The organism is Curtobacterium sp. MCPF17_031 (assembly GCF_003234035.1).
Taxonomy (GTDB): domain Bacteria; phylum Actinomycetota; class Actinomycetes; order Actinomycetales; family Microbacteriaceae; genus Curtobacterium.
The window spans coordinates 109,040-121,000 of sequence record NZ_QKSG01000003.1; the positions used below are offsets into that span (position 1 = coordinate 109,040).

The following is an 11,961-nucleotide window of genomic DNA, read 5'->3' on the forward strand; positions in this document are numbered from 1 at the left end:
CCGCGCACCGCTGCACCGAGCGCTGCACCACGCACCGCTGCAGACGCACCGCCGCACGACGTCCGGGCCCCGCGCCCGAAGGAGCACCCCATGACCGCCGACACCATGTCCGTCCCCGTCCGACCGAGCCGACCGGACCGGTCGCCGACGTCCGCTCCGGACCGGGTACGGAGCACGGCGGGGCCGAGCCGTGCCTCCCGTCCGCTCGTCGACGACCACCAGGGTGCGCCAGCCTGGATGCGCGTCGTCGGCGGGGTCGTCCTGGCCGCCGGGCTGGCGCTCACCGCAGCCGTCCTCGGCTGGCCCGGGGACGCGCCGGAGTCGGCGCTCGTGATCCCCGGCCTCGTCGCGGTCGTCGTCGGGGTCCTGGCGCTGGTCGCCCGGGCCGGCCTGACCGTCACCGAGGACGCCGTCGTCCTGCACTTCCGCCCGCTCCCGCGGCGGCGCATCGCCCGGCGCAGCATCACGGCCGTCCGGGTGACCGAGGCGGACGCGCGCACCTACGGCGGCCTCGGGTTGCGGATCGGTCGTCGTCGCCGCGCCCTGGTGCTCACGCCGGGGCCCGGTGTGGAGATCACCGACGCGTCAGGACGGACGACGTTCGTGCGGAGCGACCGGCCGCAGGACGCAGTGCGGGCGCTGGTCGGCGCCGCTGCCACTGGTCCTGGTGGCCGTCCCGGCGGGCCTGCAGGGCCCTCCGCCGGGGAATGAGACCGGTCGCCCGGGGCTTATACACGTCGGACTCGATCTCGGTCAAGCCAGGGACTGGACAGCGCACTGTCGAGCCACCTATGATGATAGTTCGCGCTCCCTGGCATCCGTGTCGTCATATTGCGGTCGACCGAGTTCCACGAAGACGCCTCTCAGCAGGTGCTTCGCTGAACACGCCTGGTGATGCCGGTCCCGTATATGGCGGCGGGGCCCGCTCACCGATCATCCCACACGCGGCTCCGGACCCGGAGCACACCGTACTCGTGTCCTGATCACCGGGTTGCGCCGAGCGATCAATCCACTCACCTACACACTGCTTCGTCAGTGTCGGCCCGACGGGGCCTACCGGAGGTCACACCCTTGGCTGCTGCGCCCAACGCATCCACCAACCCCAAGAACGGTCGCAACCACTCGCGACTCTCGTTCGCCAAGATCACGGACACCCTCACGGTTCCTGATCTGCTCGCCCTCCAGACGGAGAGCTTCGACTGGCTCGTCGGCAACGACGCATGGAAGGCCCGCCTCGCCGAAGGGCAGGAGCAGGGTCGTACCGACCTCGCGCTGCACTCCGGCCTCGAGGAGATCTTCGAGGAGATCTCCCCGATCGAGGACCTCGGCGAGACCATGCAGCTCTCGTTCACGTCCCCGGAGCTCGAGGACCCGAAGTACTCCATCGACGACTGCAAGGAGCGTGGCAAGACCTACGCTGCCCCGCTCTACGTCAACGCCGAGTTCATGAACCACATGACCGGTGAGATCAAGACGCAGACGGTCTTCATGGGTGACTTCCCGCTCATGACCGAGCGCGGCACGTTCATCATCAACGGCACCGAGCGTGTCGTCGTCTCGCAGCTCGTCCGCTCGCCGGGCGTGTACTTCGAGCGCCAGCAGGAGAAGACGTCCGACAAGGACATCTACTCGGCTCGCATCATCCCGTCCCGTGGCGCCTGGCTCGAGTTCGAGATCGACAAGCGCGACCAGGTGGGCGTGCGCATCGACCGCAAGCGCAAGCAGTCCGTGACCGTCTTCCTCAAGGCCCTCGGCCTGACGAGCGAAGAGATCATGGAGGAGTTCCAGGGCTTCGCGTCGATGGAGTCGACCCTCGAGAAGGACGCCGTCCTCACGAAGGAAGAGGCGCTCAAGGACATCTACCGCAAGCTGCGTCCGGGCGAGCAGGTCGCTGCCGAGGCCGCGCGTGCGCTCCTCGACAACTTCTACTTCAACTCGAAGCGCTACGACCTGGCCAAGGTCGGTCGCTACAAGCTCGACCGCAAGCTCGGCATCGACGCCCCGCTGTCCGACTCGGTGCTCACCGTGCAGGACATCGTCGCGACGATCAAGTACCTGGTGTCCCTGCACGCCGAGCGCACCCACATGGACGGCGTCCGTGACGGTGAGCCGGTCCAGCTCCGCCTCGACGTGGACGACATCGACCACTTCGGCAACCGTCGCATCCGCGCGGTCGGCGAGCTGATCCAGAACCAGGTCCGCACCGGTCTGTCCCGCATGGAGCGCGTCGTCCGCGAGCGCATGACCACGCAGGACATCGAGGCCATCACGCCGCAGACGCTCATCAACGTGCGTCCCGTCGTCGCCGCGATCAAGGAGTTCTTCGGGACGTCCCAGCTGTCGCAGTTCATGGACCAGAACAACCCGCTCGCGGGTCTGACGCACAAGCGTCGCCTGTCGGCCCTCGGCCCGGGTGGTCTGTCCCGTGAGCGCGCCGGCGTCGAGGTCCGTGACGTTCACCCGTCGCACTACGGCCGCATGTGCCCGATCGAGACCCCGGAAGGCCCGAACATCGGCCTGATCGGTTCGCTCGCGTCGTTCGGTCGGATCAACTCGTTCGGTTTCATCGAGACCCCGTACCGTCGCGTCGTCGACGGCGAGGTCACGAAGACCATCGACTACCTGACCGCTTCCGAAGAGGACGAGTTCGTCGTCGCGCAGGCCAACGCCCCGCTGACGAACGACTTCCACTTCGCCGACGACAAGGTGCTCGTCCGCAAGAAGGGCGGAGAGGTCGAACTCGTCGCCCGCGACGAGGTCGACTACATGGACGTCTCGCCGCGCCAGATGGTGTCGGTCGCGACCTCGCTCATCCCGTTCCTCGAGCACGACGACGCGAACCGCGCGCTCATGGGTGCGAACATGCAGCGCCAGGCCGTGCCGCTCCTCCGCTCCGAGTCGCCGCTCGTCGGTACCGGCATGGAGGGCTACACCGCCATCGACGCCGGTGACGTCGTGACCGCCGACAAGGCCGGCGTCGTCTCCGAGGTCTCGGCCGACGCCGTGACCCTGCAGCTCGACGAGGGTGGCACGCAGACCTTCTACCTGCGCAAGTTCGACCGCTCCAACCAGGGCACCAGCTACAACCACCGCGTGATCGTCAGCGCCGGTGAGCGTGTGGAGCAGGGCGAGGTCATCGCCGACGGCCCCGCGACGGAGAACGGCGAGCTCGCGCTCGGCAAGAACCTCCTCGTCGCGTTCATGCCGTGGGAGGGCTACAACTACGAGGACGCGATGATCCTGTCGCAGAACCTCGTGAAGGACGACACGCTCTCCTCGATCCACATCGAGGAGTACGAGGTCGACGCCCGCGACACCAAGCTCGGCAAGGAAGAGATCACCCGCGATCTGCCGAACGTCAGCCCGGACCTCCTGGCCGACCTCGACGAGCGCGGCATCATCCGGATCGGTGCCGAGGTCCGCCCCGGCGACATCCTGGTCGGCAAGGTCACGCCGAAGGGCGAGACCGAGCTGTCCGCTGAAGAGCGCCTGCTCCGTGCCATCTTCAACGAGAAGTCGCGCGAAGTCCGCGACACCTCGCTCAAGGTGCCCCACGGTGAAGAGGGCACGATCATCGGCGTCAAGGTGTTCGACTCGCAGGACGGCGACGACGAGCTCGGCTCGGGCGTCAACCAGCGCGTGGTCGTCTACATCGCCCAGAAGCGCAAGATCACCGCGGGTGACAAGCTCGCCGGCCGCCACGGCAACAAGGGCGTCATCTCGACGATCCTGCCCGTGGAGGACATGCCGTTCCTCGCGGACGGCACCCCGGTGGACATCGTCCTCAACCCGCTCGGCGTCCCCGGTCGCATGAACTTCGGCCAGGTCCTGGAGATCCACCTCGGGTGGCTCGCCAAGCAGGGCTGGCAGGTCGAGGGCATCCAGGAGTGGGCCGAGAACCTGCCGGAAGCCGCGCACAGCGCAGCCCCCGGCACGAAGGTCGCCACGCCGGTGTTCGACGGTGCGTACGAGCGCGAGATCGAGGGCCTCCTCGACTCCACGCTCCCGAACCGTGACGGCGAGCGCCTGATCGGTTCCTCGGGCAAGGCACAGCTCTTCGACGGCCGCTCCGGCGAGCCGTTCCCGGAGCCCGTGTCGGTCGGCTACATGTACATCCTGAAGCTGCACCACCTGGTCGACGACAAGATCCACGCCCGTTCGACCGGCCCGTACTCGATGATCACGCAGCAGCCGCTGGGTGGGAAGGCGCAGTTCGGTGGACAGCGCTTCGGTGAGATGGAGGTGTGGGCGCTCGAGGCATACGGTGCCGCGTACGCCCTCCAGGAGCTCCTGACGATCAAGTCCGACGACATCCTCGGCCGCGTGAAGGTCTACGAGGCGATCGTCAAGGGCGAGAACATCCAGGAGCCCGGCATCCCGGAGTCGTTCAAGGTCCTCATGAAGGAGATGCAGTCGCTCTGCCTGAACGTCGAGGTCCTCTCGGCGGACGGCCAGGCGGTCAGCCTGCGCGACACGGACGACGAGGTCTTCCGTGCCGCTGAAGAGCTCGGCATCAACATCTCCTCGCGGTTCGAGTCGTCGTCCGTCGACGACATCTGATCCCGCCCGCTGAACACGTTTCGAACCAGCAAGAGAGAAGAACATTGCTCGAAGCAACTTCCTTTGACGCCATTCGGATCGGCCTCGCTACCGCCGAGGACATCCGCCAGTGGTCGTACGGCGAGGTCAAGAAGCCGGAGACGATCAACTACCGCACCCTGAAGCCCGAGAAGGACGGTCTGTTCGGTGAACAGATCTTCGGTCCGTCCCGCGACTGGGAGTGCGCCTGCGGCAAGTACAAGCGAGTCCGGTTCAAGGGCATCGTCTGCGAGCGCTGCGGCGTCGAGGTCACCAAGTCCTCGGTCCGCCGTGAGCGCATGGGCCACATCGAGCTCGCCGCACCCGTCACGCACATCTGGTACTTCAAGGGCGTCCCGTCGCGCCTGGGTTACCTGCTGGACATGGCCCCGAAGGACCTCGAGAAGGTCATCTACTTCGCGGCGTACATGATCATCAGCATCGACGAGGAGGGCCGTCACGCTGACATGCCCGGCCTCGAGAACGAGATGCGCCTCGAGATCAAGAACCTCGAGAACCAGCGCGACTCGATCATCGCCGACCGCCTCAAGAAGCTCGAGGACGACCTCGCAGCGCTCGAGGAAGAAGGTGCCAAGGCCGACGTGAAGCGTCGGACCAAGGACACCGCCGAGAAGGAGATGTCCCAGGTCCGCAAGTCCTTCGACGAGGACATCACCCGTCTCGAGCGTGTGTGGGAGGACTTCCGCAACCTCAAGGTGGGCGACCTCAAGCCCGAGGACGCCGTCTTCCACGAGCTGCAGGACCGCTTCGGGATCTACTTCGACGCCTACATGGGCGCCGAGGCGATCAAGCTGCGGCTCGAGGCCTTCGACCTGGCCGCCGAGGCCGAGGCGCTGCGTCTGCAGATCGCCGAGGGCAAGGGCCAGAAGAAGATCCGTGCGATCAAGCGTCTGCGCGTCGTCAGCTCCTTCCTCGCCACCGGCAACTCGCCGGCAGCGATGGTGCTCGACGTCGTGCCGGTCATCCCGCCGGAACTGCGCCCGATGGTGCAGCTCGACGGTGGCCGCTTCGCCACGTCGGACCTCAACGACCTCTACCGTCGTGTGATCAACCGCAACAACCGTCTCCGCCGCCTGCTCGACCTCGGTGCTCCCGAGATCATCGTGAACAACGAGAAGCGCATGCTGCAGGAAGCGGTCGACGCGCTGTTCGACAACGGTCGTCGTGGTCGCCCCGTCACGGGTACCGGCAACCGCGCCCTCAAGTCCCTGAGCGACATGCTCAAGGGCAAGCAGGGTCGTTTCCGCCAGAACCTGCTCGGCAAGCGCGTCGACTACTCGGGTCGTTCGGTCATCATCGTCGGCCCGCAGCTCAAGCTCCACCAGTGCGGTCTGCCCAAGCAGATGGCGCTCGAGCTGTTCAAGCCGTTCGTCATCAAGCGCCTCATCGACCTGTCGCACGCGCAGAACATCAAGTCGGCCAAGCGCATGGTCGAGCGTTCGCGTGCCCAGGTCTGGGACGTGCTCGAGGAGATCATCCGCGAGCGCCCCGTGCTGCTGAACCGTGCACCCACGCTGCACCGTCTCGGCATCCAGGCGTTCGAGCCGCAGCTCGTCGAGGGCAAGGCCATCCAGCTCCACCCGCTGGTCTGTGCTGCGTTCAACGCCGACTTCGACGGCGACCAGATGGCCGTGCACCTGCCGCTGTCGGTCGAGGCCCAGGCCGAGGCCCGCATCCTGATGCTCGCCTCGAACAACATCCTCAAGCCGTCCGACGGCCGTCCGGTGACCCTGCCCGCACAGGACATGATCATCGGTCTGCACCACCTCACGACCGTCCGCGAGGGCGCCGTGGGTGAGGGCCGTTCGTTCTCCTCGGTCGCCGAGGCGATCATGGCGAAGGACCAGAACACGCTGCACCTCAACGCGATGGTGAAGATCCGCATGTCGGGTGTCCACTTCGCCGAGGGTGAAGCGCCCGAGGGCTACGAGGTCGGTCAGTCGATCCTCCTCGAGACCACCCTCGGCCGTGCGCTCTTCAACGAGACCCTCCCCACGGACTACCCGTTCGTCCAGAAGGTCACCGACAAGGGCACGCTCTCCGCGATCGTCAACGACCTCGCCGAGCGCTACTCCAAGACCGAGACGGCCGCCGCCCTCGACCGGATCAAGGACGCCGGCTTCTACTGGGGCACCCGCTCCGGTGTGACCGTCGCCCTCTCGGACGTCGTGACGCCTCCTCGCAAGAAGGAGATCATCGCGGGCTACGAGATCCAGGCCGCCAAGGTCCAGGGCGAGTTCGACAAGGGTCTGATCACCGACGCGGAACGTCGCGCCGACCTGATCAAGATCTGGACCGAGGCCACGAACGAGATCGCGCAGGAGATGCGCGACAACTTCCCGAAGGACAACACCATCAACCGCATGGTGTCCTCGGGCGCTCGTGGTAACTGGCTGCAGGTGCGCAACATCGCCGGTATGCGTGGTCTGGTGAGCAACCCGAAGGGTGACATCATCGCCCGCCCGATCATCAACTCGTACCGCGAGGGCCTGACCGTGGCGGAGTACTTCATCGCCACGCACGGTGCTCGCAAGGGTCTGGCGGACACGGCTCTCCGTACCGCCGACTCGGGGTACCTGACCCGTCGTCTCGTGGACGTGTCGCAGGACGTCATCATCCGTGAGGACGACTGCGGGACGACCCGTGGCCTCGAGCTGCCGATCGCGACGATGGGTGCCGACGGCAAGCTCGTCCGCGACCCGCGCGTCGAGAACACCGTCTACTCGCGCACCCTCGCGACCGAGGCCGTCGACGCCTCGGGCACCGTGGTGGCCGAGGGCGGCGAGGACGTCGGTGACGTCCTCCTCGACAAGCTGCTGGCGGCCGGGGTCGAGAGCATCAAGGTGCGCTCGGTCCTGACCTGCGAGTCGGCCGTCGGTGTCTGCGCGCAGTGCTACGGCCGGTCGCTCGCCACGGGCAACCTGGTCGACATCGGTGAGGCTGTGGGCATCATCGCCGCCCAGTCCATCGGTGAGCCCGGTACCCAGCTGACGATGCGTACCTTCCACACGGGTGGTTCGGCCTCGGCCGACGACATCACGCAGGGTCTGCCCCGCGTGACCGAGCTCTTCGAGGCTCGCACCCCGAAGGGCGCGTCCCCGATCGCCGAGGCCCCCGGCCGCGCCACGATCGAGGACACGGACAAGGGTCGTCGGATCATCCTCACGCCGGACAACGGCGACGAGCCGTTCATCTACCCGGTGCTCAAGCGTGCGACCCTCCTCATCGAGGACGGCCAGCACGTTGAGCTCGGCGAGCAGTTCATCGCCGGCACCGTCGACCCGAAGGAAGTCCTCCGGGTCAAGGGTGTCCGAGAGGTCCAGAAGCACCTGGTCAACGGTGTGCAGGACGTCTACGGCTCGCAGGGTGTGCCGATCCACGACAAGCACATCGAGGTCATCGTCCGCCAGATGCTCCGCAAGGTCACCGTCGTCGACCACGCCGACACCGACCTGCTGCCGGGCGAGCTCGTCGACCGGTCGCGCTACAACGCGATCAACCGGGCGGCGCTGCAGGAGGGTCGCAAGACCGCCTCGGCTCGCCAGGAGGTCATGGGCATCACCAAGGCGTCCCTCGCGACCGAGTCGTGGCTGTCCGCCGCGTCCTTCCAGGAGACCACCCGCGTCCTGACGCAGGCGGCCATGGAGGGCAAGCAGGACCAGCTCGTCGGCCTCAAGGAGAACGTCATCATCGGCAAGCTCATCCCCGCCGGGACGGGCCTCAGCCGGTACCGTGACGTGGACGTGAACGCGACGGAAGAAGCGAAGGCGGAGCGGTACCCGAACCGCATCTTCGCGGACGACTCGTCGTTCTCGGACGCCGACCTGAGCTTCGTCGACTTCGACAGCTTCTCGTCGGACGACTTCACGCCGGGTACGTACAACTGAACCGAGTGAGTCCCTGAGGAGGGCCCCGCATCCAGTGGATGCGGGGCCCTTCCGCTGTCGCGGGGGAGACGCCGGACGGGAGGCACGGGGCGGGCCCGCCACGGGCCTCCCGTGCCGATCCGGCCCGGTCCTAGACGGAGCGACCGGCGTCGCTGTCGCGACCGCCGGAACCACGGCCGCCCTCGTCGGCGAGCGAGTACAGGCTCAGGACGTTGCCGTCGGGGTCGCGGGCGTCGAACCAGTCGACGGCTCCGTCGACGCACTCGACCGGTCCGACGTCGATCCCGAGGGCGGCGATCCGGGCGTGCTGCGCCACGACGTCGTCGACGCCGAAGCGGACGATGACGGGGTTGTCGTCGGCGTCCGGGTCCTCGAGGAGCTGGATCCAGATGCCGCCGACCTCGTACTCGGCGACGCCCTCGGTGGGCTCGAGATCGGGCTCGACCCGTTCGAACACCGCGCCGTACCAGAGGCAGGAGGCCTCCAGGTCGGTGACGGGCAACCCCACGGTCACGCTCGTGATGTCCATGTCTCATCATGGTCCGTCGATGCCCGGTGCGTCGAGGGGTAGGGCATGCTGTGAGGATGGCGACGCTGCGCGAACGGGTCACGGCTCCGGCTCACCTCGATGTCCCGACACCGGTCGGTGGCCTGACGTTCCGGCCCGCCACGATGGCGGACCTGCCGGAGGTGCACGGCATCGCCCTCGAGTCGGCCGCGGTCGACGAGCCGCACGCGCATCCCTCCACAGAGGACTTCATGCACCGGCTGTCCACAGAAGGGCTCGACCCCGAGCGTGACACGGTGGTCGCGATCGATGCTGAGGGGCATGTGCACGCCTACGCCATCGTCATCCCGGTCCCGACGCGGGACACCGCTGCCCGGGTCATCCTCGGCGGCTCGGTGCGCCCCGCGCACCGCGGACGGGGGATCGGCCGACGGATGCTCGCGTGGCAGACCGGGCGGGCACGGCAGCATCTCGCCGGGCTCGACCTGGACCTGCCCGGCGCCATCGACCTCACCGCACCGCAGGGGTCGTCGACACTCGCGCTCGCCGCGCACGCCGGACTGCACCCGGTGCGGACGTGGGTCGACATGCAGGTCGTCCTGGACGACGCGGATGCGCCCGGGCGGCAGTCCGTGCCGCCGTTGCCCGACGGGCTCGTGCTGCGCGCGGCGACGGTGGCCGACGTCGAGCCGATGCGGGCGGCCAAGAACGACGCCTTCCGTGACCACTGGGGCTCGCAGCCGATGGTGGAAGCGGACTGGCGCGGGTACCTCACGGCGGAGAAGAGCCGGTTGGACCTGTCGCGCGTCGTGGTGGACGAGCACGGGGACGTCCTGGCCTTCACCGTCGTCGAGTCCGACCCCGGTGCCTTCGCTGCCCGCGGTCGGAGCTTCGGGTACCTCCACTGGGTCGGCGTCGTCCGTCGCGCACGCGGTCGCGGCCTCGCTCCGCTGGTGCTCGGTGCGACCCTCGACGCCGTCCGTGACGCCGGCCTCTCCGCAGCGTCGCTCGAGGTCGACGCCGAGAACCCGAGCGGTGCCGTCGCGCTGTACGAACGGTTCGGCTTCGTCGCCGGGACCGCGACGATCACGACCTCGATGGCCCTCTAGGCTCCGTCCGCGGAACTCGGTACCCCCGGGTACCCCTGTTCTGGGTCCAGTCAGGACCCCGCCGCCCCCTCCTTCTGGGACTGATCCGCGCAGTGACACCGGACGTACCGTGGTCGAGCGCCGCAACCCTGGCGGCGCCCACCGAACCACGCCGATCCGTCGCGCGCGCAAGCAAGGAGGTACAGGGCACATGGCAACCCTGTCCGAGATCCTGATCCTCAACGGCGCCCTCCCGATCGAGTACCTCGACGCGATGACCGGTCACGAAGACGTCGACGAGCAGGCGATCCGCTCACTCGTCGAGCAGGGCGTCGTGAGCGAGGCGCAGTACATCACCGCGCGTGCTGCGTCGCACAACTCGAAGACGGTCCCGCTGACCGACTACCCGGTCGACGGCACGGCCGTCTCGGTCCTGCCCGCTCCGCTCTGCCGTCGGCACTCGGTGCTCGGCATCGGCTTCGAGGGCGAGACCCTCGTGCTCGCGATGGTCAACCCGGCCAACGTCCTGGCGATCGACGACGCACGCACGGCCTCCGGCCGGCCGATCAAGCCGCTGCAGGTGGACGAACGTGACCTGTTGTCCGCCTTCGAACGCTACCTGCGCGCCGACGACGAGCTCAACGACCTCACCTCCTCGCTCGAAGAAGAGGCGCGCACCACCGAGCACCAGGCCGACATCGGCGACGGCTCACTCGACGACGTCCCGATCGTCCGGTTCGTCAACCTGCTCGTGTCACAGGCGATCCAGGACCACGCGTCCGACATCCACATCGAGCCCGGCGAGCACGAGGTCCGGGTCCGCTACCGCATCGACGGCGTCCTGCACGAGATGAGCCCGGCGCCGAAGAACATCCAGAACGGCGTCATCAGCCGCCTCAAGATCATGAGCGACATCGACATCGCGGAGCGACGGAAGCCCCAGGACGGCCGCATGTCCGTCCGTCACGGTGGACGCCAGATCGACCTCCGAGTGGCGACGCTGCCGACGGTGTGGGGCGAGAAGGTCGTCATGCGGATCCTCGACAACACGAACACGTCGTTGACCCTCAAGGACCTCAACCTGCTCGACCGGAACGCCGCGGCCTACCAGCGCTCCTACTCGAAGCCGTACGGCATGATCCTGGTCACCGGCCCGACCGGTTCCGGCAAGTCGACCACGCTCTACACGACGCTGAACGCCGTCGCGAAGCCCGAGATCAACGTCATCACCGTCGAAGACCCCGTCGAGTACCGGATGGCGGGGGTCAACCAGGTGCAGGTCAACCCGAAGGCCGGGCTGACCTTCGCCTCGGCGCTCCGCAGCATCCTCCGCTCCGACCCCGACGTCGTCCTGCTCGGTGAGATCCGCGACCACGAGACCGCCCAGATCGCGATCGAAGCGTCCCTCACCGGGCACCTCGTGCTCTCCACCCTGCACACGAACGACGCCCCCTCGGCGATCACCCGTCTCACCGAGATGGACATCGAGCCGTTCCTCGTCGGGTCGGCGCTCGACTGCGTCGTCGCCCAGCGGCTCGCCCGCAAGCTCTGTGACCGGTGCAAGGTCCCGGCGTTCTACGAGGCCGAGCAGCTCCACGCGCTCGGGTTCCTCGACAGCGCCGACGCCCCCGTGCCCGACTTCTTCGCCCCGATCGGCTGCTCGGTCTGCTCGAACACCGGGTACCGGGGACGCATCGCCCTGCACGAGGTGATGACCGTGACCGAGGAGATCGAGCGCCTCGCCGTGTCCCGGGCCTCGAGCGCCGAGATCAGCCGGGTCGCCCAGGCGCAGGGCATGCTCACCCTCCGCATGGACGGGTGGGAGAAGGTCAAGCTCGGCCTGACGAGCGTCGACGAGATCCTCCGCGTGGTCGCGTAG

The 11,961-nt window shown here is 67.8% G+C and carries 6 protein-coding genes; 5 read left to right on the forward strand and 1 reads right to left on the reverse strand.

The window, feature by feature from the left end:
• Nucleotides 1-90: 90 nt before the first annotated feature.
• The 3 genes from DEJ31_RS05795 to DEJ31_RS05805 all read left to right on the forward strand — a co-directional run bounded on the left by DEJ31_RS05795 (nucleotide 91) and on the right by DEJ31_RS05805 (nucleotide 8,486).
• Nucleotides 91-711: a hypothetical protein gene (locus DEJ31_RS05795; RefSeq protein ID WP_111121418.1), complete on the forward strand. Its 621-nt coding sequence runs from the start codon at nucleotides 91-93 to the stop codon at nucleotides 709-711.
• A 360-nt stretch (nucleotides 712-1,071) separates the two neighbouring features.
• A complete protein-coding gene (rpoB, locus tag DEJ31_RS05800; RefSeq protein ID WP_110903685.1) occupies nucleotides 1,072-4,560 on the forward strand; it encodes a DNA-directed RNA polymerase subunit beta in 3,489 nt (1,162 codons plus the stop codon).
• A gap of 44 nt (nucleotides 4,561-4,604) precedes the next feature.
• Nucleotides 4,605-8,486, forward strand: coding sequence for a DNA-directed RNA polymerase subunit beta' (locus DEJ31_RS05805; RefSeq protein ID WP_111121419.1), 3,882 nt, complete (start codon nucleotides 4,605-4,607; stop codon nucleotides 8,484-8,486).
• 130 nt (nucleotides 8,487-8,616) lie between these two features.
• Here DEJ31_RS05805 and DEJ31_RS05810 read toward each other — a convergent pair whose 3' ends face one another.
• Nucleotides 8,617-9,015, reverse strand: a complete 399-nt coding sequence (locus DEJ31_RS05810) for a VOC family protein (RefSeq protein ID WP_110903687.1) — start codon at nucleotides 9,013-9,015, stop codon at nucleotides 8,617-8,619.
• Between the two features lie 56 nt (nucleotides 9,016-9,071).
• On the opposite strand from DEJ31_RS05810, the gene DEJ31_RS05815 reads away from it, so the two are divergent.
• Together DEJ31_RS05815 and DEJ31_RS05820 are read left to right on the forward strand one after the other, a co-directional pair.
• The gene (locus tag DEJ31_RS05815; protein ID WP_181427314.1) at nucleotides 9,072-10,103 is read left to right on the forward strand and encodes a GNAT family N-acetyltransferase; all 1,032 of its coding nucleotides are present in this window, start codon (nucleotides 9,072-9,074) and stop codon (nucleotides 10,101-10,103) included.
• 190 nt (nucleotides 10,104-10,293) lie between these two features.
• Nucleotides 10,294-11,961 (forward strand): GspE/PulE family protein, encoded by a 1,668-nt coding sequence (locus tag DEJ31_RS05820; protein WP_110903689.1) that lies wholly within the window; start codon nucleotides 10,294-10,296, stop codon nucleotides 11,959-11,961.